Origin of the sequence: Xylophilus sp. Leaf220 (assembly GCF_001421705.1) — a bacterium.
Taxonomy (GTDB): Bacteria; Pseudomonadota; Gammaproteobacteria; order Burkholderiales; family Burkholderiaceae_C; genus Xylophilus.
Genome location: NZ_LMKO01000023.1, coordinates 62,536 through 88,756 on the forward strand (window position 1 = coordinate 62,536; position 26,221 = coordinate 88,756).

23 protein-coding genes are annotated in these 26,221 nt (G+C 70.1%); 6 read left to right on the forward strand and 17 right to left on the reverse strand.

Features of this window, described 5'->3' with window-relative positions; genetic code table 11:
• Positions 1-51: 51 nt before the first annotated feature.
• Positions 52-1,632, reverse strand: a complete 1,581-nt coding sequence (locus ASE76_RS14215) for a methyl-accepting chemotaxis protein (RefSeq protein WP_055840647.1) — start codon at positions 1,630-1,632, stop codon at positions 52-54.
• A 163-nt stretch (positions 1,633-1,795) separates the two neighbouring features.
• Between ASE76_RS14215 and ASE76_RS14220 the strand changes: the two genes are divergently transcribed.
• A complete protein-coding gene (locus ASE76_RS14220; protein ID WP_055840649.1) occupies positions 1,796-2,413 on the forward strand; it encodes a flavin reductase family protein in 618 nt (205 codons plus the stop codon).
• A gap of 12 nt (positions 2,414-2,425) precedes the next feature.
• Here the strand turns inward: ASE76_RS14220 and ASE76_RS14225 are convergent, their stop codons facing one another.
• The 7 genes from ASE76_RS14225 to ASE76_RS14255 form a co-directional block, all read right to left on the reverse strand.
• Entirely contained in the window at positions 2,426-2,779 is a 354-nt protein-coding gene (locus ASE76_RS14225) for a YXWGXW repeat-containing protein (RefSeq protein ID WP_055840651.1), read from the reverse strand.
• 167 nt (positions 2,780-2,946) lie between these two features.
• The gene (htpX, locus tag ASE76_RS14230; protein ID WP_055840656.1) at positions 2,947-3,819 is read right to left on the reverse strand and encodes a protease HtpX; all 873 of its coding nucleotides are present in this window, start codon (positions 3,817-3,819) and stop codon (positions 2,947-2,949) included.
• Between the two features lie 156 nt (positions 3,820-3,975).
• Positions 3,976-4,788: a DUF3025 domain-containing protein gene (locus ASE76_RS14235; protein ID WP_055840659.1), complete on the reverse strand. Its 813-nt coding sequence runs from the start codon at positions 4,786-4,788 to the stop codon at positions 3,976-3,978.
• On the reverse strand, positions 4,788-5,726 hold the full coding sequence (locus ASE76_RS14240; protein WP_055840661.1) for an NYN domain-containing protein: 939 nt from the start codon (positions 5,724-5,726) through the stop codon (positions 4,788-4,790). The genes ASE76_RS14235 and ASE76_RS14240 overlap by 1 nt, the downstream gene beginning before the upstream one ends.
• A gap of 4 nt (positions 5,727-5,730) precedes the next feature.
• Positions 5,731-6,774, reverse strand: a complete 1,044-nt coding sequence (pyrC, locus tag ASE76_RS14245; RefSeq protein WP_055840664.1) for a dihydroorotase — start codon at positions 6,772-6,774, stop codon at positions 5,731-5,733.
• 46 nt (positions 6,775-6,820) lie between these two features.
• Positions 6,821-7,819 (reverse strand): tripartite tricarboxylate transporter substrate binding protein, encoded by a 999-nt coding sequence (locus tag ASE76_RS14250; protein WP_055840667.1) that lies wholly within the window; start codon positions 7,817-7,819, stop codon positions 6,821-6,823.
• A 53-nt stretch (positions 7,820-7,872) separates the two neighbouring features.
• The gene (locus ASE76_RS14255) at positions 7,873-9,042 is read right to left on the reverse strand and encodes a M20 family metallopeptidase (RefSeq protein ID WP_055840670.1); all 1,170 of its coding nucleotides are present in this window, start codon (positions 9,040-9,042) and stop codon (positions 7,873-7,875) included.
• A 101-nt stretch (positions 9,043-9,143) separates the two neighbouring features.
• Between ASE76_RS14255 and ASE76_RS14260 the strand changes: the two genes are divergently transcribed.
• From ASE76_RS14260 to ASE76_RS14275, 4 genes are all read left to right on the forward strand, one after another.
• Entirely contained in the window at positions 9,144-10,061 is a 918-nt protein-coding gene (locus tag ASE76_RS14260; protein ID WP_055840673.1) for a MurR/RpiR family transcriptional regulator, read from the forward strand.
• A 202-nt stretch (positions 10,062-10,263) separates the two neighbouring features.
• Positions 10,264-10,845 (forward strand): TRAP transporter small permease, encoded by a 582-nt coding sequence (locus ASE76_RS14265; protein ID WP_082448550.1) that lies wholly within the window; start codon positions 10,264-10,266, stop codon positions 10,843-10,845.
• The gene (locus tag ASE76_RS14270; protein ID WP_055840675.1) at positions 10,842-12,140 is read left to right on the forward strand and encodes a TRAP transporter large permease; all 1,299 of its coding nucleotides are present in this window, start codon (positions 10,842-10,844) and stop codon (positions 12,138-12,140) included. The genes ASE76_RS14265 and ASE76_RS14270 overlap by 4 nt, the downstream gene beginning before the upstream one ends.
• Before the next feature lie 193 nt (positions 12,141-12,333).
• Positions 12,334-13,374 carry a DctP family TRAP transporter solute-binding subunit gene (locus tag ASE76_RS14275; protein WP_055840678.1) on the forward strand — a complete coding sequence of 347 codons (1,041 nt, stop codon included), beginning with the start codon at positions 12,334-12,336 and terminating at the stop codon, positions 13,372-13,374.
• Between the two features lie 37 nt (positions 13,375-13,411).
• On the opposite strand, the gene ASE76_RS14280 is transcribed toward ASE76_RS14275, so the two are convergent.
• From ASE76_RS14280 to ASE76_RS14315, 8 genes are all read right to left on the reverse strand, one after another.
• Positions 13,412-15,616, reverse strand: a complete 2,205-nt coding sequence (locus ASE76_RS14280) for a diguanylate cyclase domain-containing protein (RefSeq protein WP_055840680.1) — start codon at positions 15,614-15,616, stop codon at positions 13,412-13,414.
• A gap of 240 nt (positions 15,617-15,856) precedes the next feature.
• Entirely contained in the window at positions 15,857-16,657 is an 801-nt protein-coding gene (locus ASE76_RS14285) for a MetQ/NlpA family ABC transporter substrate-binding protein (protein WP_055840684.1), read from the reverse strand.
• Positions 16,658-16,929: 272 nt separating this feature from the next.
• Positions 16,930-17,667: an amino acid ABC transporter ATP-binding protein gene (locus ASE76_RS14290; protein ID WP_055840686.1), complete on the reverse strand. Its 738-nt coding sequence runs from the start codon at positions 17,665-17,667 to the stop codon at positions 16,930-16,932.
• A gap of 14 nt (positions 17,668-17,681) precedes the next feature.
• Complete coding sequence (locus ASE76_RS14295; protein WP_055840689.1) at positions 17,682-18,347, reverse strand: amino acid ABC transporter permease; 666 nt, start codon at positions 18,345-18,347, stop codon at positions 17,682-17,684.
• A 1-nt stretch (position 18,348) separates the two neighbouring features.
• Complete coding sequence (locus ASE76_RS14300) at positions 18,349-19,077, reverse strand: amino acid ABC transporter permease (RefSeq protein WP_055840692.1); 729 nt, start codon at positions 19,075-19,077, stop codon at positions 18,349-18,351.
• A gap of 131 nt (positions 19,078-19,208) precedes the next feature.
• Entirely contained in the window at positions 19,209-20,111 is a 903-nt protein-coding gene (locus tag ASE76_RS14305) for a transporter substrate-binding domain-containing protein (protein WP_055840694.1), read from the reverse strand.
• 345 nt (positions 20,112-20,456) lie between these two features.
• On the reverse strand, positions 20,457-21,425 hold the full coding sequence (locus tag ASE76_RS14310) for a LysR substrate-binding domain-containing protein (protein WP_055840697.1): 969 nt from the start codon (positions 21,423-21,425) through the stop codon (positions 20,457-20,459).
• A gap of 178 nt (positions 21,426-21,603) precedes the next feature.
• Positions 21,604-23,688, reverse strand: a complete 2,085-nt coding sequence (locus ASE76_RS14315; RefSeq protein WP_055840699.1) for a lytic transglycosylase domain-containing protein — start codon at positions 23,686-23,688, stop codon at positions 21,604-21,606.
• Positions 23,689-23,698: 10 nt separating this feature from the next.
• Here ASE76_RS14315 and ASE76_RS14320 point away from each other — a divergent pair, with 10 nt between their 5' ends.
• On the forward strand, positions 23,699-24,271 hold the full coding sequence (locus ASE76_RS14320; protein WP_055840703.1) for a 5-formyltetrahydrofolate cyclo-ligase: 573 nt from the start codon (positions 23,699-23,701) through the stop codon (positions 24,269-24,271).
• A 32-nt stretch (positions 24,272-24,303) separates the two neighbouring features.
• Here the strand turns inward: ASE76_RS14320 and ASE76_RS14325 are convergent, their stop codons facing one another.
• Entirely contained in the window at positions 24,304-26,187 is a 1,884-nt protein-coding gene (locus tag ASE76_RS14325) for a diguanylate cyclase (RefSeq protein ID WP_082448552.1), read from the reverse strand.
• Between the last annotated feature and the right edge of the window lie 34 nt (positions 26,188-26,221).

The following is a 26,221-nucleotide window of genomic DNA, read 5'->3' on the forward strand; positions in this document are numbered from 1 at the left end:
TGAGACGGCGGGAACCTGTCGCGCCGCGCGGCAGGCTCTCTCGCGAATGTCCTAGCGCAGCGCCAGTGCGTTCGATGCGCCGGCCGGCAGCCGGAAGGTGCCGACCAGGTCTGCCAGGTGCTGCGCCTGCGCCTTCAGGCCTTCGGCCGCGGCCGACGACTCCTCCACCAGCGCGGCGTTCTGCTGGGTCATCTGGTCGAGCTGGGTGACCGCCTCGCTCACCTGGCCCAGGCCGGTGCTCTGCTCGCCGGTGGCGACGGAGATCTCGCCGATGATGGCCGTCACCCGGCCGACCGAATCGACGATCTCGCCCATCGTGGCGCCGGCCGACTGGGCCTGGCGGGTGCCGTCTTCGACCTGGCGCACGCTCTCGGCGATCAGGCCGCCGATCTCGCGGGCGGCGGTGGCCGAGCGCTGGGCCAGGCTGCGCACTTCGCTGGCGACCACCGCGAAACCGCGGCCCTGCTCGCCGGCCCGCGCCGCCTCCACCGCCGCATTGAGCGCCAGGATGTTGGTCTGGAACGCGATGCTGTCGATCACGCCGGTGATGTCCGAGATGCGGCGCGACGAGCCGGCGATGCCTTCCATCGTCGCGACCATCCGGGCCACCGCCTCGCGGCCGCTGTCGGCCACGCCGCCGGCCGAACCGGCGAGCGCGTTGGCCTGGCGGGCGGCGTCGGCCGTCTGGCGCACGGTGGCGAGCAGTTGCTCCATGCTGGCCGCCACCTCCTCGAGGTTGGACGCCGTCTGTTCGGTGCGCGCCGCCAGGTCGTTGTTGCCGGTGGCGATCTCGGCGCTGGCACCGGCCACGGCGGCGCTGGCGCCGCGCAGGTCGGTCACCAGGCCCACCAGGCGCGACTGCATGCCGCCCAGGTCGACCAGCAGGGCCTGCACCTCGTCGCGGCTGCCCGGCCGGGCCGGCGGCAGGCTGGAGGTGAGGTCGCCCTGGGCGATCCGGCCGGCCAGGCCCGACGCGTGGGAGAGAGGCTGCAGGATCGAGCGTGCCAGCAGCCAGGCGCCGAACACGCTGATCGCCAGGCCGAGCAGGGAGCCGGCGACCAGCAGCACGGTGCCGGTCTGCGCGCTGTGGTGCGCGACGGAGCGGGCCTCGACCACCCGCTGGCGCTGCAGCTCGGCCAGGTCGTTGACCGATGCGGCGTAGGCGTCTGCGGCCGGCCGCAGCTGCGTGGCGACCGCATCGGCCGGCAGCGTCTCGCCGGCCTGGCGGCGCTTGACCAAGCCGTCGCGCACGCTGCGGAAGCGGTTGCCGGCGGTGTCGATCGCGGCGAAGAGCTTGTTGGAGGCCTCGTCGCCGGTCAGTTCGTCCAGGCGTTTTCGCACCTGCTCGGAGCGGGCCGAGGTGAGCTTGCGGTCGGCGTCGATCCGCTTGGCGTAGGCGGGGTTGTCGATCTCCAGCAGCGTCTCGGCGCGGCTCGCGCTGATCACGACGATGGCGTGCAGCTCCCGCGCCAGCAGCGCCCGCTCGGCAGAATCGCCGCCCAGGTCGTCCGCCAGGCCCTGGAGTTGCGTCAGCCGCCAGATGCCGATGCCGGCGGCCAGCGCCATGACGACGCAGACCAGGCCGAAAGCCAGGGCCAGCCGCGGTGCGAGTCGGGAACGAGAGAGGAACATGGGAAGATCACCGGTCGAGGAATCGGCCCTCTGCGAGGGACTGGCGCACGCATCGGTGCCGCTCCCGTGGAATATCGGCATCCTGCGGCCCGACTTGATGGCGGGGATGTAAGGTAGCCTCCCCGACGCCCTCGACCACCGCCCCCACCGCAGGAGCCTCCCCGTGCCCGATTTCCACTACTACCGCCCTGCCGACGGCCACGGCCTGCCGCACGATCCGTTCAACTCCATCGTCGGCCCGCGGCCGATCGGCTGGATCTCGTCGCACGACGCGCAGGGCCGTCTCAACCTGGCGCCCTACAGCTTCTTCAACGCATTCAACTACACGCCGCCGATCGTCGGCTTCGCGAGCATCGGCTACAAGGACAGCGTGCGCAACATCGAGGCGACGGGCGAGTTCGCCTGGAACCTGGCGACCCGCCCGCTGGCCGAGGCGATGAACGCCAGCTGCGCCGCGGTGCCGCCCGAGGTGGACGAGTTCACGCTGTCGGGCATGACGCCCGTGCCGTCGCGCGGCATCGCGGTGCCGCGGGTGGCGCAGAGCCCGGTGTCGTTCGAATGCAAGCTGAGCCAGGTGCTGCGCCTGCAGAGCGCCGCCGGCACGCCGGTCGATACCTGGCTGGTGCTGGGCGAGGTGGTGGGCGTGCACATCGACCGCGCCCTGCTGCAGGACGGCATCTACCAGACGGCGGCGGCCCGGCCGATCCTGCGGGGCGGCGGGCCGGCCGATTACTTCGAGATCGGCGCCGAGGCCCAGTTCCAGATGCACCGGCCGCGCTGACGGCGCAGGCGCTCAGCGCAGGGCCCAGTGCCCTTCGTGCATCCGCCAGCCGCCGGGGCCGGCCTCCCAGCGGTGCGGCACCCAGACGTAGCCGGGCCGCGGCGGGGCGGCCCACCGGCCCGGACGCCAGGCATAGCGGCCGCCCTCCCAGTAGTAGCCGCCACCCACCCACACATGCACCGGCGACGGCGCCACGGTGACCACCTCGACCGGCGGCGGCGGCGGTGCCACCGGCGCGTAGACGACCGGGCCGGCGGCCACGACGCGCGGCGGCGGCGCGACCACGCAACCGCTTAGGGCGAGGACCGCGCCGGCGACCGCCGCGGCCGTGCGAGAGGCACGGGGTGAAAAGAGACTGACAGCCATACGAATGCTCCATCGAAAGTACCGGGGAGTGCTCTCAACGGCGAGCACGGCGCGATGTTGACGCCGCCACGTCAAGCGCCGGTAAAGGCGCACCCGCCATGCGACGGCGCCGCGCCTTCTTGCGAGGGCGCGGCGCCGTGGGAGATCCGCCCGGGCGGGCGGCGGGTTCAGCCGTTGGCCTGCAGTGCGGCGATCCGCTCCTCGATCGGCGGGTGCGTCGAGAACAGCTTGCCGATGCCGCCGGTGATGCCCATCGCCTGCACGCTCTTGGGCAGCTCGCCGGGCACCATGCCGCCCAGGCGGGCCAGGGCGTTGACCATCGGCTGCTTGCGGCCCATCAGCTGGGCGGCGCCGGCGTCGGCGCGGAACTCGCGCTGGCGCGAGAACCAGGCCACCACGATGGCGGCGGCGAAGCCCAGGACGATGTCGAGCACGATGGTCGTCACCCAGTAGCCGATGCCGGGGCCGGAGCGGCTCTCGTTGTTCTTGTTGAGGAAGCCGTCGACCGCGTAGCCGATGACGCGCGACAGGAACACGACGAAGGTGTTCATCACGCCCTGGATCAGCGTCATCGTGACCATGTCGCCGTTGGCGATGTGGGCCACCTCGTGGCCGATCACCGCCTCGACCTCTTCGCGGGTCATGCCCTGCAGCAGGCCGGTGGAGACGGCGACCAGCGCGCTGTTCTTGAAGGCGCCGGTGGCGAAGGCGTTGGGGTCGCCCTCGAAGATGCCGACCTCGGGCATGCCGATGCCGGCCTTGTCGGCGAACTTGCGGACCGTCTCGACGATCCAGGCCTCGTCGGCGTTGGCGGGCTGGTTGATCACCCGCACGCCCGAGCTCCACTTGGCCACCGGCTTGCTGATCAGCAGCGAGATGATGGCCCCGCCGAAGCCCATGACGAGCGCGAAGCCCAGCAGCGCGGTGAGGTTGAGCCCGTTGGGCGTGAGGTAGCGGTTGACGCCCAGCAGGCTGGCGACGATGCCCAGCACCACCACGACAGCGAGGTTGGTGAGGACGAACAAGGCGATGCGTTTCATGGATTCTCCGTGGGTGGACTTGCATGTCCATTGCGCGGCAGATGGAGGCAGCGGTGCCGCCCTTCAAGCCGTGCCACGTCGCAGATTCGCTGTGTTGTCTGGTTCTGGTGCTGCCCTGCGAGGGACTTGCATGGGAGCGATGATAGGAGCAAAAGTTCAGGGGCTGGGCGGCTTGCGGGCCGGCCGGAAGACGCGCAGATCGTCGTAGAACGCCGGGGCTTCGTTGGCCGGCCACCAGCCCGGCACGCCGAGTACCGGCAACGGCACGAAGGGCTTGGCGGCGAGGCGCGCCGGGGTGAGGTGGCCGGCCAGCCATGCGTCGGTGGCGTTCGCCGCGACGACCGGATCGCTTGCTATATTTTCGATAGCTAGTGGTCGGCGCAGGACGTGGGCCGTGATGCCTTTTCGAGGAGAAACCAGCTTTCCCAGCAGCGCATGGCCGAAGAGTTCGAGCCGGGCCTCTGCCCAGGCCGCGCGGTGGTTCACGAACAGGGCCTGCCAATCGCGCGCCGCCAGCGCCTGCCACAGCACCTCGGGACCGGCGAAGACTGCGCCGTTCTCGTCGAACACGGTGGCCGCGTCGCGCACCGGACCACGCCGGCCGCCGATGCCGTCCGCGGCGATCGCCTCGGCCTGCACCCGGTTGAGCTGCGCCTTCGCCTGCGGATAGCGGTGCCAGACCAGGCCGTTGAAGAAGTCGTGCAGGTTGTCGCGGGTGGGAACCCTGCCGCTGGCCCGGATGCCCGACTCGTAGTGGCCGGCGGCCAGGGGCGCGCCCTGCGGGACGAAGCGCACCGGGGCGGCCCGCACCTCGTTCAACGCATCGGCCACCGATGCGCCGTGCAGCACGCGGGCCTCGGCCGCATGGCCGGTATCCCGCCAGTCCTCCCACCACGGGGCAGCCCAGTCGAGCGCCGGCCATGCCGCACCCGGCAGCACCGCGTCCTGCGCCGAGGCTGCCTCCGCCATCAGCCGCGGTAGACCACCGACAGACCGGTCGCGCCCTGGCCGGGTCGCAGGTGAAAGACCGCAGGGTGGCGCTGGAAGATCGGCAGGCCCGATGCGCTCGGCAGCAGCAGGCCGGTTTCACGCAGGCGGCTGTAGACGCCGCTCAGCAGCAGCGGCTTGCGCTGCAGCAACTCGGGCACGGCCCGCAACACGTCGGCGACGCAGATGCGGTCGACCGACAGGTCGCGCAACGCCATGCGCAGGGCGTGGATTTCCGGGCGCTGCAGGGGCACGGTGTGCTGGCGGCGGAAGGTGATCGGCAGCTCGGCCGGGATGGGCGGCAGGGCATTCGCCGCAAGCGCCGGCGATGGCGCGACAGGCGGCTTCGGCACGCCGGCCGGCGGTTTCGACGGGACCTGCGCGGGCTTGGCCACCGCCGCCGGCGGCCGCTTCGCGCACGGCGCGGCAGGCGCCGCGGGCGCTGCCGGGGCTTTCGGCGCCGACGGCTTGGACGGCGCGAAACGCACCACCTTCGCGTAGTAGGCCGCCGCACCGGCGAACACGATGCCGTCGACGGTGAAGCACCACACGGTGCCGCCCCATTCCCGCAGCCGCACCGCCAGCGGCGCGAAATCGGCGTCGCCCGATGCGATGGCCCACAGGCGGATGCCCTGCTGAAAATGCAGTGCCACCGCGTCGGCGATCAGGGCCGCGTCGGTGGTGTTCTTCTCCAGCGCCAGGTTGGGGAATGTGCGGGCGCCGATCTTCTGCCACACGGCGCTCAGTGCCTGCAGACGGGCCGCGGCACCGTAGGCGCGGCAGACCTGCACGCTGCCCACCTGCTGGCGCAGCCGGTTGTACGCATCCAGGATGTGGGCCGGATCGCCGAAGTTGTCGGCGTCGATCAGCAGCGCCGCGGGCTGCGCCGAGCCGACGGGAGCCGCGGCGGCGGCAGTCACCGGATCAGTCCAGCTTCCAGGCCAGCGTGTCGCCGCCGCGCAGCGGCTTCAGCGTCGCGTCGCCGAAGGGCACTGTCTCGGGCACGGTCCAGGTCTGGCGGCGCAGCGTCACCGTGTCGGTGTTGCGCGGCAGGCCGTAGAAATCGGGGCCGTGCAGGCTGGCGAAGCCTTCGAGCTTGTCGAGGGCGTGGGCGTTGTCGAAGGCCTCGGCGTAGAGCTCCAGCGCGGCGAGCGCGCTGTAGCAGCCGGCGCAGCCGCTGGCGTGCTCCTTGAGATGGGCGGCGTGCGGCGCGCTGTCGGTGCCCAGGAAGAACTTGGGGCTGCCGCTGGTGGCGGCCTCGACCAGCGCCTGTCGGTGCAGCTCGCGCTTCAGGATCGGCAGGCAGTAGAAGTGCGGACGCAGGCCGCCGGTGAAGAGCGCATTGCGGTTGTAGAGCAGGTGCTGCGGGGTGATGGTGGCGGCGACGAAACGGTCGGCGCCGCGCACGTAGTCGGCGCCTTCCTTGGTGGTGAGGTGCTCGAAGACGATCTTCAGCTCGGGGAAATCGCGGCGCAGCGGGATCAGCACCCGGTCGACGAAGGCGGCCTCGCGATCAAACACGTCGACCGTCGCGTCGGCCACCTCGCCGTGGATCAGCAGCAGCAGGCCGTGCTTCTGCATCGCCTCCAGCGTGGGATAGGCCAGGCGGATGTCGGTCACGCCGGCATCGCTGTTGGTGGTGGCGCCGGCCGGATAGAGCTTGACGGCGACCACGCCGGCCGCCTTGGCCCGGGCGATCTCCTCGGGCGGCAACCGATCGGTCAGGTAGAGCGCCATCAGCGGCTCGAAGGCGTTGCCGGCGGGCACCGCGGCCCGGATGCGGTCGCGGTAGTCGACCGCCTGCTGCGCGGTGGTCACCGGCGGGCGCAGGTTGGGCATGATCAGCGCGCGCGCCATCTGGCGGGCGGTGGCGGGCACGACGGCCTGCAGGGCGGCGCCGTCGCGCACGTGCAGGTGCCAGTCGTCGGGGCGGATCAGGGTGAGGGTGTCGGGGGCGGCTGCGGTCATGGGGCGGCATTGTCCCATTGCGGCGGCCGCCACCGCGACGCGGCCCTTATTCGGCCGTGATGCCGGCCTTGCGCACCACGTCGCCGAACTTCAGCATCCGCTCGGCCATCATCTGCTCGAAGGCGGCGGGCGGCATCTCCTCGGGCACGATCACGCCGCGCTCCTTCAGGCTGGCGACCATCGCCGGGGCGGTGGCGGCCTGGCGCACCGCCTTGTAGAGCGTCTGCACGATCGCATCGGGCGTGCCGCCGGGCGCGGCCAGGCCGGTCCAGGAGGTGAGGTTGAGCTGCGGATAGCCCACCTCGGCCATCGTCGGCACGTCGGGCAGCTGCGGCAGGCGGGTATCGGCCGCCACGGCCAGCGCGCGCACCTTGCCCGACTGGATGTGCGGCAGCATGATGACCAGGTTGTCGAGGATGAACTGCACCTCGTTGGCCAGCACCGCGGTGATCAGCTGGGTGCCGCCGCGGTACGGGATGTGGGTGGTGTAGATGCCGGTCACGGCCTTGAACATCTCGACGTTCAGCTGGCCCATGCTGCCGACGCCGCCGCTGCCGTAGTTGAGCTTGCCGGGGTTCTTCTTGGCGTAGTCGACGAACTCCTTGACCGTGTGGATCGGCAGGCTCGCGTGCACCACCAGCACGTTGGGCTGGCGGCCGAGGATCGCGATGTTCTCGAAGTCCTTCACCGGGTCGTAGCCCACCTTGGGCTGGGTCAGCGGATTGGCCAGGTGGCTGCTCTGCGACGAGACGACCAGGGTGTAGCCGTCGGGCTTGGCCCGTGCCACCGCCAGCGAGGCGACGGAGCCGCCGGCGCCGGGCCGGTTGTCCACCACGATCGGCACGCCCAGGATGCGCGACAGCGGATCGGCGTACTGGCGGCCCATGATGTCGACCGATCCGCCCGGCGGGAACGGCACGACCAGCGTGATCGGGCGCGACGGGTATTTCTCCTGGGCCTGGGCGGCGAGCGGCGCCAGGCCGGCGAGGCCCAGCCCGAGGCCGGCTTGGAGGATCTGGCGGCGGCGGTTCTGCGTGGATGGCATGGGGCTTCTCTCAGGTCGAGGTCGGAAAAACGAGGATGGAGGGGTAAACGGGTTCAGGGGTGGTCGAGGATGGCCAGGGCCAGCGCCTGGGCGCGCGGCACGAAGGTGGCCAGCTCGCAGTACTCGCGCTCGGTGTGGGCGTGGCCGCCGACCGGGCCGGTGCCGCACAGCGTGGGCGCACCGACCGAGGCGGTCAGGCCGCTGTCGGCCGCGCCGCCGGTGAACTCGCCCTTCACCGCGAAGCCGAGCGATTCGGCGCCGCGCTGGTAGAGCGCCAGCAGGGCGTCGGGCGTCGGCTTCATCGGCAGGGTGCGGCGCACCGCAGTGATGCGGCCGCGGGTGCGGGGCACGTCTTCCGCCTCGACGATGGCGCGCACCTTGCCGAACAGCTTGTCGGGATCGGTGTCGGCGGTGTAGCGCACGTCGAGCTCGGCCTTGGCGAGCGGTGCCACCATGTTGGGCACCACGCCGCCGGCCACCACGCCGACGTTGGTGGTGATGCCGCTGGCCGCGTCGGTCAGCGCATGCAGCGCGACGATCTTGTGCGCCAGGGCGCCGATCGCGCTGGCGCCGGCGGCATGGTTGACGCCGGCATGGGCGGCCACACCCTCCACCTCGAACTCGATCGCCATCGAGCCCTTGCGGCTGGTCACCAGGTTGCCGGTGACGCGGGCCGGCTCGGCGTTGAACACCGCGCGCACGCCCTGCGCCGCGGCCATGATCCTCTCGCGGGTGGCGGGCGAGCCGATCTCCTCGTCGCAGGAGAAGAAGAGCCGCAGCGGCGCCCGGTGGCCGCCGCAGCGGGCGAAGGCCTCGGCCACGAAGACGTTCATCACCAGGCCCGATTTCATGTCGGCCACGCCGGGGCCGTAGGCCCGGCCCTCCTCCACCCGGAAGGGCCGCTCGGCCGCGGTACCGCCCGGGTAGACGGTGTCCATGTGGCCCATGAGCAGGATCGGGGCGCCTTCGGACGGGCCGGGCACCTGAGCCTGCAGCAGCAGGCCGTAACCGGAGACGGGCACCAGCTCGACCGCCACGCCGGCCTCCTCCAGCCGCTTGCGGAAGACGCCCGCCACTGCCGCGATGCCGGCCTCGTCGCGGCTGCCGCTGTCGATGTTGACCACTTCCTGCAACAGGTCTTGCATCGCCTGCGACTGGCCCGCCAGCCAGTCGAGGATCCGTGTGCGCGTCTGAACGGAGGTGGGGTCGAGCGTATCCTGCATGGGAATCCTTCCGGTAGGGAGCCGAGGCGGTGGAGGTATGTTTGTCAAAGTGTCACACGCAGGCAAACCGTTTGCAATATACATTGCATAAATAAGACGTTATGAAATCATCATTGCAGAACCCGACCGCCCTGCTGCCCGAACGCCTGGCCCATCCCGACGCGGGCCTGACCGCAAGCGAACGCACGCTGGCCGGCGCGCTGGAGCGGGACTATCCGCACGCGCTGCTGGAATCGGCCACGGCGCTCGCAGCCCGCACCGGCACCAGCGCCTCGACCGTGGTGCGGCTCTTCGCCAAGCTGGGCTACGGCAGCTACGCCGAGGCTCAGCGCGAGGCGCGCGCCGAGATGACCGCCCTGCTGCAGACCGCCGGCCAGCGCGCACCCGTCACCATCGGCACCCGCCGCAGCCTGCAGCAGTGCGTGGACGATGCGCTGCTGCACGACCAGCACAACATCACCGCCACCCACGACGGCCTGGACATGGCCGCCTTCGAGGCGATGGCGACGCTGCTGGCGCAGGACACCGGCCGCGTCTTCGTGCTGGCGCAGATCAACAGCGCGCCGGTGGCGGCCTGGCTGACCCTGCACCTCAACATGTGCCGTCCCGGCGTGCAGGAGCTGGGCGTGGGAGCGGTGGCCGCCACCGATCAACTGCTCTGGGTGCAGCCGGGCGACCTACTGCTGGCCTTCAGCATCCGCCGCTACGCGAGCGGCCCGGTGAAGGTGGCCGAACGCTTCCGCGCGGCCGGCGGCCGGGTGCTGGCGATCACCGACAGCACCTCCGCGCCGCTGGCCATGCTGGCGGACCACCGGCTGCTGGTCCGCACCTCCAACGCATCGCCGTTCAACTCCTACACCGCGGCGTTTTTCCTGTGCAACGCGCTGGTATCGGCGGTGGCGCAGCTGCGGCACGAGGCGGTGTCGGAAGCCCTGGCCCAGCGCGACCGGCTCTGGCAGGACGTCGAGGCGCACCTGCTGGCCGATGCCGGCCCCGGGTGCCGACCAGGCAGGCCCTGACGCGCCGGGCCGCCCGAGCGCCTTCGCGGCTACCACGAAATTCGCCGCCGGCAGGGCCTGCGGGGCTGCGGAAACTCCCGATGCGGGGCCCGGTGCGGCGCCCTAGCATCGCGCGGCACCCGGGCCGCAGCATCCGCCCGGGCGACCCGATTCCCGCCGTGCCATCGATCCCTCCCCGCCTCCCGCTTTTCGCCGTCGCACCATGCCGCCATCTCCCGAGTCCAGCCCCCTGCTGGATGCCGCCAGCCCGGCGCCCGAGCCTTCCCCCTTGTCCTCTCCGGCCTCCGACGAACCCACCCGCGTGCCACTGGCGATCGAGGACTGGCTGACGGTGCTGGTGATGGCGGCGCTGGCGCTGATCACCTTCGCCAACGTGCTGGTGCGCTACTTCACCGACAGCTCGTTCGCCTGGACCGAGGAGTTCTCGGTGTTCCTGATGATCGTGCTGTCGCTGGTCGGCGGCTCGGCCGCGGTGGCGCGCGACCGGCACATCCGCATCGAATACTTCGCCGAGGGCGGCTCGATGGCGCGGCGCAGGCGCCTCGCGCAATTCGGCGCGCTGATGGTGGCGCTGCTCTTCTTCGCGATCGCGATCCTCAGCACCCGCATGGTGTGGGACGACTACCGCTTCGGCGAGACCTCGCCCGGCATCGGGGTGCCGCAGTGGTGGTACTCGGTCTGGCTGCCGGTGATCGCGCTGGGCATCGCCTTGCGGGCGATGGGCCTGTTCCTGCGGCGCGGCCGGCCGGCCGCCGGAGATGCCGCGGGCGGAGACGGCGCATGATCGCCACCCTGCTCTTCACCGCCTTCGTCGTGATGATGCTGGCGGGCGTGCCGATCGGCGCGGCGCTGGGCCTGGCGGGCACCGCCGCCATCGCGCTGGCCAACCTCGACACCCAGTGGTTCGGCCTGATGGCGGTGCCGCAGAACTTCTACGCGGGCCTGGGCAAGTACCCGCTGCTGGCGATCCCGATGTTCGTGCTGGTCGGGTCGATCTTCGACCGTTCGGGCGTGGCGCTGCGGCTGGTCAACTTCGCGGTGGCGATCGTCGGCCGCGGCCCGGGCATGCTGCCGCTGGTGGCGATCGTGGTGGCGATGTTCCTCGGCGGCATCTCCGGCTCGGGGCCGGCCAACGCGGCGGCGGTGGGCGGCGTGATGATCGCGGCGATGTCGCGGGCCGGCTACCCGGCCAGCTTCTCGGCCAGCGTGGTGGGCGCGGCGGCGGCCACCGACATCCTGATCCCGCCCTCGGTGGCCTTCATCGTGTACTCGGTGCTGGTGCCGGGCGCCTCGGTGCCGGCGCTGTTCGCCGCCGGCATGGTTCCCGGCATCCTGGCCGGCATCGCGCTGATCGTGCCGGCGGTGTGGATGGCCCGCAAGCACGGCATGGGCGCACTGGAAGCGACGATGCCGCGCCCCGCGTTCTGGAAGAGCCTGCGGGAGGCGGTGTGGGGCCTGGCCGCGCCGGTGCTGATCCTGGGCGGCATGCGCGCCGGCTGGTTCACCCCCACCGAAGCGGCGGTGGTCGCGGTGTTCTACGGCCTCTTCGTCGGCATGTGCATCCACCGCACGATCCGGGTGCGCGACCTGTTCGTCATCCTGCGCGAATCGGGCGAACTCTCGGCCGTGATCCTGCTGGTGGTGTCGCTGGCGGGCATCTTCGCCTACTCGCTCTCGACCCTCGGCGTGATCGACCCGATCACCCGCGCCATCGTCGCCTCGGGCCTGGGCGAATACGGCGTGTTGGCGCTGCTGATCCTGCTGCTGATCACCGTGGGCATGTTCCTCGACGGCGTCTCGATCTTCCTGATCTTCGTGCCGCTGCTCTGGCCGATCGTGCAGTTCTACAAATGGGATCCGGTGTGGTTCGGCGTGATCCTGACGCTCAAGGTGGCGCTGGGCCAGTTCACCCCGCCGCTGGCGGTCAACCTGATGGTGTCCTGCCGCATCGCCAAGGTGCGCATGGAGGAGACCGTGCGCTGGGTCGGCTGGATGCTGTTCGCCATGTTCCTCGTGATGGTGGCGGTGATCGCCTGGCCCGAGCTGGCACTCTGGCTGCCGCGCAGGCTGGGCTATTAGAAGATGCGAGAGAACCTACTGCGCAGCCCGATTGCGCGCCTGCGGTCCTCACCGTACGAGAGTACGGCTCCGGTCCTCGACGCACACTCGGGCTTGCTCGCTACGGTTCTTTCACATCTTCTGGTGCGCTGCCACCGCCCGTCCTTTCCGTTATCCGTTTTCCCGTAGACGCTTTATCCAAGGAGACACCACCATGACCTTCCGCCGTTCCCTCCTGGCCCTCGCAGTGGCCGCCTCGGCCCTCGGCCTGTCCCTCGGCGCGGCAGCGCAGGCGCCGGCCAACTACAAGGCCGAGTACAAGCTCTCGCTGGTGCTGGGCCCCGCCTACCCGTGGGGCAAAGGCGGCGAGATCTGGGCCAACCTGGTCAAGGAGCGCACCCAGGGCCGGATCAACATCAAGCTCTACCCCGGCACCTCGCTGGTGCAGGGCGACCAGACGCGGGAGTTCACCGCACTGCGCCAGGGCGTGATCGACCTGGCCGTGGGCTCCACCATCAACTGGTCGCCGCAGGTCAAGCAGCTCAATCTCTTCGCCCTGCCCTTCCTGATGCCCGACTTCGCCGCGATCGACGCGCTGACGCAGGGCGAGGTGGGCCAGGACATCTTCAAGGCGGTGGACCAGGCCGGCGTGCTGCCGCTCGCCTGGGGCGAGAACGGCTTTCGCGAGATCAGCAACAGCAAGCATGCGATCCAGTCGCCGGCCGACCTGAAGGGCCTGAAGATCCGCGTCGTCGGCTCGCCGCTGTTCCTGGAGACGATGACCGCCCTGGGCGCCAACCCGACCCAGATGAGCTGGGCCGACGCGCAGCCGGCGCTCGCCAGCGGCGCGGTCGACGGCCAGGAGAACCCGATGGCCGTCTACACCGCGGCCAAGCTGCACACCGTGGGCCAGAAATACCTGACGCTCTGGGGCTACGTGGCCGATCCGCTGATCTTCGTGGTCAACAAGGACATCTGGAACAGCTGGACGCCGGCCGACCGCGAGATCGTCAAGCAGGCCGCCGTCGATGCCGGCAAGGAGCAGGTCGGCATCGCCCGCAAGGGCCTGGTCGAGGCCGACAAGCCGCTGGTCAAGGAACTGACCGGCCTGGGCGTGACGGTGACCCAGCTCACCCCGGCCCAGCACGACGCCTTCACCAAGGCCACGCAGCCGGTCTACGAGAAGTGGAAGAAGCAGGTCGGCACCGACCTGGTGACCAAGGCCGAACAGGCCATCGCCGCGCGCAAGCGCTGAGGCGTCCGACGCGCGGGGTCGGCCGGGCCCGCGCGGATCAGGCGCGGTCGCCCAGGTGGAAGCGGCCGCGGCCTTCGGTCTTTGCCACGTAGAGGGCCCGGTCGGCGCGCTGCAGCAGTTCGTCGGGCGATCCCTCCCCGCCGCGGTACACCGTGGCACCGATGCTGATGCCGACGGTCAGCGGCTCGCCCTGCACCGCCAGCGGCTTCTCCATCGCCTCCAGCAGCTTGGCGCCCACCACCGACAGATCGGCCGGCACCGCGGCGCCTTCGAGCAGGATGGCGAACTCGTCGCCCGCATGGCGCGCGACCAGGTCGGTCTCGCGCAGGCAGGCCCGCAGCCGCTGCGCCAGGCCGCAGAGCACGTCGTCGCCGGCGGCATGGCCGCGCGTGTCGTTGATCGCCTTGAAGCGGTCGACGTCCAGGTACAGCACCGCCAGCGCGCTGCCGGTGCGGCGGCTGCGGGCCGCCGCCTCGGCCAGCCGCTCGTCGAAATGCCGCCGGTTGGGCAGGCCGGTGAGCAGGTCGGTGCGGGCCATCGCATCCAGCAGGCGCTGCGTGTCCTTGAGCGCGGTGATGTCGGTGGTGAGCGCGTAGATGCTGGTCACCCGGCCGTCGGCGTCTCGCTGCGGCAGGTAGGTGCTCTGCAGCGTGCGCAGGCCTATCGGCAGGTCGAGCGTCTGTTCGAAGCTCACCTTCTCGCCCGCCAGCGCGCGTGCCAGGTAGACGCGACGGCGCTCGAAGTATTCGGGCGCGACCGATTCCTGCACCGTGCGGCCCAGCATTTTTTCCGGATCGGCACCCAGCCAGTCGCGGTAGGTGGCGTTGCAGAAGCGAAAACGCTGCTCGGTGTCGAACTCGGCGATCAGCACCGGCAGGTTGTCGGTGATGGTGCGCAGGCGGGTCTCGCTCTCGGCCACCCGCAGTTCGGCGCGCTTGCGGTCGGTGATGTCCTGGAAGGCGCCGGCCAGCATCGTGGTGCGGCCATAGCGCCGGTGCACCGCCATGCCCTGGGCGCGCACCCACAGCGGGCGGCCCCGGGCGGTGACGAACGGCAGTTCCAGGTCCCAGGGCGTCCCGTCCTCCAGGGCGCGCGCCAGCGCGGCCTCGATCGCCGGCCGGGCCTCGGGCGCATAGAAGGCCAGGGCATCGTGCAGCGAAGGGTCGCTGCCCCGCTCCACCTCGTGGATGCGGTAGACCTCGTCGGACCAGTGCACCCGCTGGCTGGCCACGTCCAGTTCCCATCCGCCGACCTGGGCCATCGCGCCGGTGCGGCCCAGCAGGTCGCGCGCATGCTCCAGCGCGGACCGCTCCCGGCGGCGGCCGGTGATGTCCATGTGGGTGCCGACGATGCGCGCCGGCCGGCCGTGCGCGTCGCGCGACGTCACCACCGCATGGCCCTGCACCCAGACCCAGTGGCCGGCGCGGTGGCGCAACCGGTACTGGCAGACGAAGTACGCGCTCTCGCCGGCGAGGTGCGCGTCGAGCGCGGCACGCAGGGTCCGCCAGTCGGCACGGTGCACCAGGCTGCGCCAGCGCAGCCGGCCGGGCCGGGCGTCGTCCTCGGTGTAGCCGAGCAGTTCCAACTCCCGCGCGTTCACCGTCCAGCGGTCGCCCGGCAGGTCCAGTTCCCAGAAGCCGAGATTGCCGCCGCGCAGCACCAGCTCCAGCCGCTCGGCGCTGTGCCGCTGCTCGGCCAGCCGGCGTTCCGACAGCGCCTGCAGATCGGCGGACTGCTGCTCCACCTGCAGCACCCGGCGGCGCAGTTCGAACAGCACCGCCACCTGCCGCGCCAGGGTCTGCAGCGCGCGCGCCTGCGCGGGCGGCAGACCGCGCGGGACGGTATCGACGATGCAGAGCGTGCCGAGCGCGCTGCCGTCCGCGAGGACGATCGGCACACCGGCATAGAAGCGCACCTTGGGCTCGCCGGTGACCAGGGGGTTGTCGCAAAACCGCGGGTCCAGCAGCATGTCCTCGACCACCATCATGCGGTCGGGTGTCAGGATCGCGTGGCCGCAGAAGGTGATCTCGCGCGGGATCTCGACGACCTCGGTGCCGACGCGGGCTTTGAACCACTGGCGGTCGCGGTCGATCAAGGTGATGAGCGCCACCGGCACACTGCAGATCTCGGAGGCGAGTCGTGCCAGGTCGTCGTAGTCGGCCTCGGGCAGCGTGTCGAGGATGTGCAGACCGTGCAGCCCGGCGATGCGCTGCGCTTCGTTTTCGGGGAAGACTGCTGCCATGGGAAATGCGCCCGCGGCGCCGGTAAGGCGAGCCCGACAGTATGCGGCAAAGCGGTTGGGGCGCGGCGGTTTCCGGGGCGGCCCGGTGCCCGGAGCGGTCGGCCGAGGCAGGCGATACGGGCGCGAACCCGCGTCGACAACCCCCGGCGTCGATCGAAAGCAACAGCTATCATTTAGATAGCAATAGGCCCGCATCCGGCGCCGGCTGCGGGCCTATTCGAACCTCGAAAACGGGGAAGATCAGAACGCGGGCAGCACCGCGCCCTTGTACTTGTCCTGGATGAACTTCTTCACCTCGGGCGCGTGCAGCGCCGCGACCAGCTTGCGCAGGGCCGGCGCGTTCACGTTGTCGGGCCGCGCGGCGATGAAGTTGGCATAGGGCGAATCGGCACCCTTCTCCAGCAGCAGGGCGTCCTTGCCCGGGTCCAGCCTGGCTTCGAGCGCGTAGTTGGTGTTGATCAGCGCCAGGTCCACGTCGGGCAGCAGGCGCGGCAGCTGGGCCGATTCGACTTCGCGGAACTTCAGCTTCTTCGGGTTGGAGACGATGTCGCGGGCGGTGGAGAGCAGGTTCTTCGGATCCTTCAGCTGGATCAGTCCGCCCTGGGCCAGCAGCGCCAGCGCCCGGCTGACATTGGATACATCGGCCGGGATCGCGACCAGAGCGCCTTCCTTCAGGTCGGCCACCTTCCTGACCTTCGACGAGTAGGCGCCGAACGGCTCGATGTGCACGTCGCTGCCGGGCACCTGCACCACATGGGTCTTGCGCTCCTTGTTGAAGGTCTCAAGGTAGGGCCGCGTCTGGAAGTAGTTGGCGTCGACGCCCTTGTCCTCCAGCGCCAGGTTGGGCTGCACATAGTCGGTGTAGACCTTGATCTGCAGGTCCACGCCCTGCGCCTTGAGCGCCGGCTTGACGAATTCGAGGATCTCGGCGTGCGGCACCGGCGAGGCGGCGATGCGAAGCACCTCCTGGGCGTGCAGGCCGCCGCCCAGACCGGCGGCGGAGAGCACGGCGACGGAGAGGGCGCGTCGGAGCTTGTTCATGGTTTCTTCTTTCCCTTTTTTCTTTGGATGGGCCCGGAGGGAGGGCGTGAGCACGGCCACCGACGCATCGGCACGTCGTCGGCCGCCCGCAGATTAGCCGCATGCGGCGTTCGCGCTGCAACCGAATATGGGCTTGCTTATGCGGATTCCGTCGGTACGGGTGGGCGGCACGGCCTGTCCGGCAGCCACGCCGCGTCACCACGGACCCCGGCGCAGAAATGCGAAAGGGCCGCAGCACGGTGCTGCGGCCCCTTCGCGTAAACGCCAGCGGATCAGTGCTGCAGGATCTTGTTCAGGAAATCCTTGGTCCGCGGCTGGCGGGCGTCGGAGTTGTTGAAGAACTCGTCGCGCGAGCAGTCCTCGAGGATCTTGCCGCCCACGTCCATGAAGATCACCCGGTTGGAGACCTTGCGGGCGAAGCCCATCTCGTGCGTCACGACCATCATGGTCATGCCTTCCTTGGCCAGGCCCACCATCACGTCGAGCACTTCGCCGACCATCTCGGGGTCGAGCGCCGAGGTGGGTTCGTCGAACAGCATCACGATCGGGTCCATCGAGAGCGCCCGGGCGATCGCCACCCGCTGCTGCTGGCCGCCGGAGAGCTGGCCCGGGAACTTGTCCTTGTGCGCGGTGAGGCCCACCCGGTCGAGCATCTTCAGGCCGCGCACCTTGGCGTCGTCGGGCTTGCGGCCGAGCACCTTGATCTGCGCGATCGTCAGGTTCTCGGTGACCGAGAGGTGCGGGAACAGCTCGAAATGCTGGAACACCATGCCGACCCGGCTGCGCAGCTTGGGCAGGTTGGTCTTCGGATCGTGCACCGCGGTGCCGTCGACGTAGATCTCGCCCTTCTGGAAGGGCTCGAGCGCGTTGATGGTCTTGATCAGGGTCGACTTGCCGGAGCCCGAAGGTCCGCACACCACCACCACCTCACCCTTCTGGATGTTGGTGGAGCAGTCGTTCAGCACCTGGAAGCTGCCGTACCACTTGGAAACGTTCTTGAGTTCGATCATGTTTGACTCTCCGCTCAACGGATGATGGCGATTTTCTTGTGGAGCCGCTTGACCAGCCACGACAGCGCGAAGCAGATCACGAAGTAGACGACCGCGGCGGTCAGGTAGGCCTCGATCGGCCGGCCGTAGTTCTTGCCGGCGGTCTCGAAGCCCTTAAGCATGTCGTAGGCGCCGATGGCGTAGACCAGCGAGGTGTCCTGGAACAGGATGATGGTCTGCGTCAGCAGCACCGGCAGCATGTTGCGGAACGCCTGCGGCAGCACCACCAGGCGCATGTTCTGCCCGTAGCTCATGCCGACCGCCTGGCCGGCATGCACCTGGCCGCGCGGGATCGACTGGATGCCGGCCCGCATGATCTCGCTGAAGTAGGCCGCCTCGAACGCGATGAAGGTCACGTACGCGGACACCTCGGCGCCGATCGGACGGCCGATCAGGAACGGCACCAGCAGGAAGAACCACAGGATCACCATCACCAGCGGAATGCTGCGCATGCCGTTGACGTAGAGGGTGGCCGGCACGACCAGCAGCTGCTTGCCCGAGAGCCGCATCAGCGCCAGGACGGTGCCCAGCAGCACGCCGCCGATGGTGGCGACGATCGTCAGGCCGATGCTGAACCAGAAGCCCTTCAGGACGAAGGCGCGGATCAGTTCCCAGTTGAGGAAGGCGAAGTCGAGATTCATGTCAGTGGCCTCCGCCGCCGCCGGCTACCACGAAGCCCGGGATGCGGACCCGCTTCTCGAAGTACGCCATGACCCGGTTGATGGTGAAGGCCGACACGATGTAGAGGCCGGTCACGGCCAGGTACACCTCGATGCCGCGGGAGGTCTCTTCCTGCACCTGCATCGCGAACATGGTGAGCTCGGCGACCGACACAGCGAACGCGACCGACGAGTTCTTGAAGATGTTCATCGTCTCGCTGGTGAGCGGCGGCAGGATGATGCGGAACGCGAGCGGGATCAGCACGAAGCGGTAGTACTGCAGCGTGGTGAAGCCCATCGCCATGCCCGCATAGCGCTGGCCGCGCGGCAGGGCCTGGATGCCCGAACGCACCTGCTCGGCGATACGGGCCGAAGTGAAGAAGCCGAGCGCCAGCACCACGAGCACGAAGCCCGGCAGGTTGCGCATCGGCGTGAAGAGCGCCGGCACCACGTGGTACCAGAGAAAGATTTGGACCAGCAGCGGAATGTTGCGGAACAGCTCCACCCAGGCGTTGCCGAGCTTCACCCACAACGGGTTGTCGGGCAGCGTGCGCAGGGTGCCGATGGCGAAGCCCAGCACCAGGGCCACCACCAGCGCCAGCAGCGATACCGAAACCGTCCACCCCCAGGCGGACATCAGCCACTGGAGGTAGGTCGGATGCTCGCCTCCAGGGTCTTGCAGGAATACCTGCCAATCCCAATTCGATCCCATGATGGGGATTCCTTCTCAAGCTGTTATGTCGATCAGCGCCTGCGGCCCGTGCCGCAGGGGCGGTGCACCGCCCTCCACAAGACAACGCCCACCGGGGCGGTGGGCGTTGGTGCTTGCGGCAAGTCCCCGCCTTATTCCTTGACGGCGTACTCTTCCATCGGCTTGTCGTTCGGGTTGGCCCACGCGTCCTTCGTGGCGGCCGACAGCGGCAGGCCGATCTTCACGTTGGCAGGCGGCACCGGCTGCATGAACCACTTGTCGTAGAGCTTGGCCATCGCGCCGGAGGCGATCTGCGCCTTGATGCTGTCGTCGACCACCTTCTTGAAGGCGGCGTCGTCCTTGCGCATCATGATCGCGATCGGCTCGACCGACAGCACTTCGCCGACGATCTTGTAGTCGGCCGGGGCCTTCGACTTGGCGATGTTCGACGCGAGGATCGAGCCGTCCATGATGAAGGCGTCCGCGCGACCGGATTCCAGCAGCAGGAAGCTGTCGGAATGGTCCTTGCCGAAGACTTCCTTGAACTGCACGTTCTCGGCGCGCTTGTGCTTGCGCAGCGTCTGCACGGAGGTGGTGCCGGTCGTGGTGGCGATCGTCTTGCCGGTCAGGTCCTTGATGCCGTTGATGCCCGAGCTGGCCTTGGTGGCGATGCGGACTTCCTCGACGTAGGTCGTCACGGCGAAGGACACGTCCTTGGCACGGGTGGCGTTGTTGGTGGTGGAGCCGCACTCCAGGTCGACGGTGCCGTTCTGGACCAGCGGGATGCGGTTCTGCGAGGTGACCGGCTGGTACTTGGTCTCGAGCTTCGACAGGCCCAGGTTCTTCTGGATGTCGTTGATGATGGCCGCGCACACGTCGTAGTGGAAGCCGGTGTACTTGCCGTCGCCCAGGGTGTAGGAGAGGCCGGAGGATTCGCGCACACCTTCGGTGATCACGCCCGATGCCTTGATCTTGGCGAGGGTGTCGGTAGCTTGCGCCGATGCGCCTCCAGCGATGGTGGCCAGGATGGCGATCGTCAGCAATTGCTTCTTCATGCAAATCTCCTTGAATTCATGCGAATGGAACAGGGGTGAGTCTAGAACGGATTTCCGGGGCGGCCGCCCTGGGTTACACCCGAGGGGGTGGCCGCATGGTGGCGCGCGTCCGTCGTACACGGGTTCACAAAAGTTTCATGGCCGGTGACAAATGGCCGGGCTCCGTATCGGACCGTCGAAGGTCGATGCAAGCTCCGTGCCCAGTGCCGCCGCAGGCAGCCTCGACCGTCGCCGGTGGCATGCGAACGGAATGTAGGGGGGCGCGGCGCCCGAAGCCAATGCCGTGTGCGTGCAGCCGCATGCAAAAGTTGCATAACGCGACTCAACTCATTCCGAACCGTCATGTCACGCGGCAGGGGCGTGGGCTTGCAGGTACTCCCACAGCGCATCGGCCGGGCGGTGCGCCGCGCCACGGCCACGGGCGGGCGGGCGGTCGGATGCGGCGCTGCGCACCACCGGCTTCTCGCGGTAGGCGCGGATCTCCATCGTCACCTCCAGCGGCGGCATGCCGGCCGGCTGGGCGCTCACCAGGCGCCTGCCGCGCAGCTCGCGCCGGACCGCGCTCTGCGGCAAGAAGGCGATGCCGTGGCCCTCGATCGCCATCGCCTTCAGGCCTTCGGCCATGTCGGTCTCGTAGACACGGTCGAGGTGGATCGCGGTGCCGTAGTCCTTGAGCAGCCGCTCCACCACCCGGCCCAGGTAGGCGGCCGGCCCGTAGCCCAGGTAGGGCAGCGGCTGGCCGGCGCGGCCGGGCAGGGTGAAGAGCGGCTGGCCTTCGGCATCGGGCCGGGTGTAGGGGGCCACGGTCTCCTCGCCGAGGGCCACCATCTCGTAGCGCGAGGCGTCGAGCTGCACCGGCTGGGCGCTGTGGTGATAGGCGATCAGCAGGTCGCAGCTGCCCTCCATCAGGCGCAGCACCGCGTCGTGCACGTTGAGCGCCAGCAGCCGGCTGCGCACCGGACCGAAGCCCTGCCGCAGCGACGAGATCCAGGTCGGGAAGAAGGTGAAGGCCAGGCTGTGCGGCACCGCGAAATCGATCACGTCCTGCCCCGCGGTACCGCGGCCACGCAGCATCGCGCGGGTGGTCTGCAGCGCCTGCAGCAGTTCGAGCGACTGGGCGTACAGCGTCTCGCCGGAGGCGGTGAGCCGCGTGGGATAGGAGCTGCGGTCGACCAGGTCGGACCCGGCCCAGGCCTCGAGCGCCTGGATGCGCCGCGAGAACGCGGGCTGGGTCACATGCCGGAGCTGGGCCGAGCGGCTGAAGCTGCGCGTCTCGGCCAGGCTGACGAAATCCTCGAGCCACTTGGTTTCCATGGCGCGGATTATGGGGACGGCACAGGCCCGCTATGCCGGCCGCGGCGAGAAATAACACGGGTGCAATCGCGACCGCCCGCGACGCCCCGCACTTCCAACCCGGGCGTTGCTATTAATTAAATAGCTGGAGGCCGGCGCGGTACGCCGGCCCCGGCCCCTTTTCGCCCACAAAACCGCTTCAAGGGAGGTCCTTGTTCGGCTCGACGAAGTTCGGGTCCTTCGGGCCGACGGTGCCGAGCCGCGCGCGCAGCGACTGCGGCTGGCCGCCGAGGATTGCGGCGTAGCTGGTGGTGTTGGCCAGCACCTTCTTCACATAGTCGCGGGTCTCGGCGAAGGGCACGTTCTCGGCCCATATCGCCGCGTCGACCACCGGGCCGTTGCGCCAGCTGCGCGGCCGGCCGGGGCCGGCGTTGTAGGCGGCGGCGGCCAGCGGCATCGAGCCCTGGAAGTCGTCGAGCGCCAGCTTCAGGTAGGCGGTGCCGATGGTGATGTTGGTGTCCCGGTCGTTGATCTGCTCCGGCCGGAAGCCGCCCATCCCGATCTTGTTGGCCGTCCAGCGCGCGGTGGCGGGCATGACCTGCATCAGGCCGGAGGCGCCGACGCCCGAGCGGGCATCGGTGATGAAGCGGCTCTCCTGGCGGATCAGGCCGTAGACGTAGGCCGGGTCCAGGCCGATCTGGCGGCTGCGCATCACCACCGCCGCCTGGTGCGGCATCGGGAACCGCTGGCCGGTGTCGAAGACCGACTTGGTGCGCTCGCTGGTGTTGATGCAGCGGTCCCAGATCTCGCTCTGGCAGGCCATGTCGGCGGCGGCCAGCAGTTCGCGGTCGCCCATGCCGCCGGTCGCGTGCAGGTTGGTGGCGTAGTTCCACTCGCGCACGCCTTCGCTGCGCAGGCCGAGCAGGATCGCGTAGAGGCCGCGGGCCAGCGACGGGTTGGTGCGGGCCGCCTCGCGTTCCTGCATGGTGGGCGGCGCCGGACGCTCGGGCATCGCGATGCGCAGGCCGAGCTCTTCGAGCGCCAGTTGCTCGTAGAAGCCGCGCGGGCTGGCGATGCCTTCGAGCAGCTGGCGCGCCTCGCCCCGCTGGCGGTCGGAGACGCGGCCGGCCGCGGCGGTGGCTGCGGGCAGCGAGGCGCTCTCGGGCTGCACCGCGGCCGCGGCCGCCGGCGCCGCGCCCAGCGGGCCGCCGGCCAGCAGGGCCTTGGCGCGCCAGTAGACCCAGGCGCTGTCGACGCGCAGCGCATCGTCCATCGCGGTGGTCGCCGACAGCACCTCCTTCCAGTTGCCGGCGCGCAACGCGGCGCGGGCCTTCCAGGCCAGCATCTCGCCGTGCAGGTCGGCATCGCGGGTGACCTTGGCGAAGTACTCGAGCGCGGTGGGCGACAGGCGCGAGGCCGCCTGCCGGCCGATGGCGCCCCAGACCCAGTTGCGCTCCTCGGGCGTCATCTGCACGCTCCACTTGCTGTCGAGCTGCTGGGCGGCCGCGTCGGGGTCGGAGGCGTTCATCTTCAGCAGAGCGAGCGTCACCAGCTCCTTGCGGGTGCGGTTGCCGGCGGTGGCCTTCGCGGCCAGGAAGCGCGCCGGGTTGTCGCCGATCTGCGCGACCAGGGCCGATTCCTCGGGCGCCACGATCTCGACCGCGGCGCGGGCCACCCGCGGCCGGTTGGCGTCGATCGCCAGGCGCGCCTTGCGCCAGACGTCGTCGGCGGTGAACTGCCGCGCGGCGAAGAGTTCGGCCGCGGCCAGGGTGCAGCCGTCGTCCGATTCGCGCATGCCGTACCAGTTGCGGCGCACTTCGTCGACGGTGGCCGCCGGCAGCGGGCCTGTGCCGCGCAGCCGCTCGACCACGACGGCGTAGCAGCGCACCTCGCGGTCGTCGTTCATCCGGAACAGCGGGTAGGCGTCGGCGAAGCGCTGCCAGTCGCGGCGCTGGCCCAGGATGCGCAGCCAGTCGTTGCGCAACCGGTCTTCCTGGTAGGTGCCGGACCAGCGGACGAAGAAGGCCTCGATCTCCTCGGGCTGGGCGGAGTCGATCCGGGCACGCAGTTCCCAGTAGGCGGCCCACGGCTCCAGCGCGTGGCCCTGGGCCATCGGCAGCAGTGCCGCCAGGCGGGCGCGGTCGCCGCGCTTGAAGGCCTGGTTCATCTCCAGCAGGACATCGTCCCCTCGCCCGGCGGGCGTGCCTTGGGCCTGCGCGGCGGCCCCGGTGCCGGCCAGCAGCCCGAAGGCAAGCGCAGATGTCAGAATCTTCTGGAATTTCATCGAAGGAATTATGGACAAGTCAGCCATTCGCAGGGCGTTGATCGAAGAAAGACTGAATCTGCCGGACCGCCTCTCGCGCTCCGACCAGCTCCAGCGGGTGATGCGCATCTGGCTCATCGGCCGGCCCGACGCGGTGATCGGCGCCTACTGGCCGATCAAGGGAGAGTTCGATCCGCTGCCGGCGCTGCACCGCTGGAAGGAAGACGGCGAGCTGCAGGGCGCGCCGCAGCGCCGCCAGATCGGCCTGCCGGTGGTCGACAAGACGGCCGGCACGCTCACCTTCCACGTCTGGTACCCCGGCTGCCCGATGGAGGAAGACGCCTACGCCATCCCCAAGCCGAAGGACACCGAGGTGGTGGTGCCCACCCTGCTCTTCGTGCCCTGCGTCGGCTACGGCGCGGGCGGCTACCGGCTCGGCTACGGCGGCGGCTTCTACGACCGGACGCTGGCATCCCTGCAGCCCCGGCCGTTCACCGTCGGCCTGGGATTCGGACAGGGCTTCCTGCCCGATTTCGAGCCCGAGGCGCACGACCAGCCGCTCGACGCGATCCTCAACGACAACGGCGTGGTCTGGCCACAGTAGGCGCGTCGGCACCGCGGCGCCGGTAGCGGCGCTCAACCCGCCGCCTGGGCGGCCGGCTGCATGTCCTCGGGGAAGGCGAAGTCCGAGTGGCGCTGCTGCTTGCTGTGGTACATCGCCGCGTCGGCCGCCCGCAGCAGGCCGGCCAGGTCGCGCGCATCCTTCGGGAACCGCGCGATGCCGATGCTGGCGGTGACCATCAGCGCCCGGCCTTCGTAGTCCACCGGCGCGCGCAGCTGCTCGCCCATGCGGTGGGCCATCGCCGATAGCGCCCCCCGGTCGGTCTCGCCGCTCACCAGCACCACGAACTCGTCGCCGCCCAGGCGCGCCACCGTGTCGATGTCGCGCAGCTCGCTGCGCAGGCGCCGGGCCAGCTCCACCAGCACCCGGTCGCCGGCGTGGTGGCCGAACCGGTCGTTGATCGGCTTGAAGCGGTCCAGGTCGAGCAGCAGCAGGGCCTGCGGCGCGCCGGTGGCGAACTGCCGGTCGGCGCGGCGCTGCAGGCCGCGCCGGTTGGCGACCCCGGTGAGCGGATCGGTCTCGGCCTGGGTCACCAGGCTGTCGGCGCGGGCGTGCAGCTCCTGCTGCGCCCGGCGGAGCGACCGGATGCGGCTGCCGAGCGCCACCGACAGCACCACCAACTCGGCCGCGGCGCCCAGCTGCAGCAGGTTGAGCTGCAGCCCGCTCCAGGGCAGCACGCCCCAGTTCGACAGGATCAGCAGCAGCGCCGACAGCACCAGGATCGCCAGGCCGCCCAGGTAGAGCATCGCCGGCTTGAAACCGGCGCGGTAGGCCCGCACCCCGCCGACCGCCAGCAGCGGCGGGCCGAGCACCGCGACCACCTCGGTCGCCCGCGACAGCCAGCGCACCTGCAGCGACAGGTCGCCGCTCGCGGTCACCGCCCCCCACATGCAGGCCAGCACCAGGGCCAGCGACGCCAGCACCTGGTCGATGCGCGGCGCATGGGCCCGCAGGTTGAGGAAATGGCGGCCGAACTGGCTGGCGAACAGGGTCCACAGCAGCGGCGCCGTGGTGTAGAGGTACTGCGGCAGGGCGGGCGCATCGGGCCACAGGTAGCGGGCCAGGTGCCCATTGAAGCTGGCCAGCGTCAGCACCGCGCAGGCGCAGGTGACCAGGTAGTAGGCATGCATCCGCTCCCGGAAGATCGAGAGCAGCAGCAGGTTGTAGACCAGCATGCCCAGCAGGATGCCGTAGGTCAGGCCGTCGAAGAGGCGCTTGCCGTCGGTGGAGACGAGGTAGTCGGTCTCGTTCCACAGCCGGGGTGCGTAGACCTGCATGACGTCGGACCGCACCCGGAAGTAGACGGTGTAGAGCCCCGGCTCCAGCACCCGGAACGGGAACGACATCCGCTCGGTCGGCGCCGGCCGGGAGGAGAACGGATGGTCGGCTCCGGCCACCTGCGGCGCCGCCGTGCGGGTGCCGCCGGCGTCGTACGGACCGTGGAACTGGATGTCCCGCGCCGCCACCGAGGGCATCACCATCAGCCAGCGCGCATCGCGCACCCGCTCGGCCACGCTGAACTGGAACTTGGCCCACACCACGCCCTGGCCCAGCCCCACGCCCAGCCGCTGCTTGTCGCCGGGGTAGCGGAAGCGAAAGCGCGGGTCCTGCGGATCGGCCGCGACGATCTGCTCGATCTGCAGTTCCCCGGTGCGGTCGACCAGAAAGCCCAGCTTGCCGCCGATGCCCTGCCCGCCCGCCAGGCGCTGCAGCGGTATCGGCGCGCCGGCGTGGAAGCTGCCCACCGCCTGGCGCACCGCCGCCTTCTCTGCCACGATCTGGAAAAACCACAGCCCCAGCGCCCAGGCCAACGCCATCCACAGGATGGCTCGCCCATCGCGGTTCCAGAAATGGGTGAGGCGGCGGCGAAAATAACCGCTCGCCGCTGGGGTGTGCATGCTAAAAAGTGTAACGCCGAAGCCCGGGCAAAAA

Bases quoted from the DNA above. Each gene is read 5' to 3' on its own strand.
- ASE76_RS14285 (WP_055840684.1), bottom strand. From the start codon at position 16,657: ATGAACAAGCTCCGACGCGCCCTCTCCGTCGCCGTGCTCTCCGCCGCC.
- ASE76_RS14310 (WP_055840697.1), bottom strand. From the start codon at position 21,425: ATGGAAACCAAGTGGCTCGAGGATTTCGTCAGCCTGGCCGAGACGCGC.
- ASE76_RS14290 (WP_055840686.1), bottom strand. From the start codon at position 17,667: ATGATCGAACTCAAGAACGTTTCCAAGTGGTACGGCAGCTTCCAGGTG.
- ASE76_RS14270 (WP_055840675.1), top strand. From the start codon at position 10,842: ATGATCGCCACCCTGCTCTTCACCGCCTTCGTCGTGATGATGCTGGCG.
- ASE76_RS14320 (WP_055840703.1), top strand. From the start codon at position 23,699: ATGGACAAGTCAGCCATTCGCAGGGCGTTGATCGAAGAAAGACTGAAT.
- ASE76_RS14315 (WP_055840699.1), bottom strand. From the start codon at position 23,688: ATGAAATTCCAGAAGATTCTGACATCTGCGCTTGCCTTCGGGCTGCTG.
- ASE76_RS14295 (WP_055840689.1), bottom strand. From the start codon at position 18,347: ATGAATCTCGACTTCGCCTTCCTCAACTGGGAACTGATCCGCGCCTTC.
- ASE76_RS14235 (WP_055840659.1), bottom strand. From the start codon at position 4,788: ATGGCGGAGGCAGCCTCGGCGCAGGACGCGGTGCTGCCGGGTGCGGCA.
- ASE76_RS14250 (WP_055840667.1), bottom strand. From the start codon at position 7,819: ATGCCATCCACGCAGAACCGCCGCCGCCAGATCCTCCAAGCCGGCCTC.
- ASE76_RS14225 (WP_055840651.1), bottom strand. From the start codon at position 2,779: ATGGCTGTCAGTCTCTTTTCACCCCGTGCCTCTCGCACGGCCGCGGCG.
- ASE76_RS14280 (WP_055840680.1), bottom strand. From the start codon at position 15,616: ATGGCAGCAGTCTTCCCCGAAAACGAAGCGCAGCGCATCGCCGGGCTG.
- ASE76_RS14325 (WP_082448552.1), bottom strand. From the start codon at position 26,187: ATGCACACCCCAGCGGCGAGCGGTTATTTTCGCCGCCGCCTCACCCAT.
- ASE76_RS14265 (WP_082448550.1), top strand. From the start codon at position 10,264: ATGCCGCCATCTCCCGAGTCCAGCCCCCTGCTGGATGCCGCCAGCCCG.
- ASE76_RS14305 (WP_055840694.1), bottom strand. From the start codon at position 20,111: ATGAAGAAGCAATTGCTGACGATCGCCATCCTGGCCACCATCGCTGGA.
- ASE76_RS14275 (WP_055840678.1), top strand. From the start codon at position 12,334: ATGACCTTCCGCCGTTCCCTCCTGGCCCTCGCAGTGGCCGCCTCGGCC.
- ASE76_RS14255 (WP_055840670.1), bottom strand. From the start codon at position 9,042: ATGCAGGATACGCTCGACCCCACCTCCGTTCAGACGCGCACACGGATC.
- ASE76_RS14260 (WP_055840673.1), top strand. From the start codon at position 9,144: ATGAAATCATCATTGCAGAACCCGACCGCCCTGCTGCCCGAACGCCTG.
- pyrC (WP_055840664.1), bottom strand. From the start codon at position 6,774: ATGACCGCAGCCGCCCCCGACACCCTCACCCTGATCCGCCCCGACGAC.
- htpX (WP_055840656.1), bottom strand. From the start codon at position 3,819: ATGAAACGCATCGCCTTGTTCGTCCTCACCAACCTCGCTGTCGTGGTG.
- ASE76_RS14300 (WP_055840692.1), bottom strand. From the start codon at position 19,077: ATGGGATCGAATTGGGATTGGCAGGTATTCCTGCAAGACCCTGGAGGC.
- ASE76_RS14215 (WP_055840647.1), bottom strand. From the start codon at position 1,632: ATGTTCCTCTCTCGTTCCCGACTCGCACCGCGGCTGGCCCTGGCTTTC.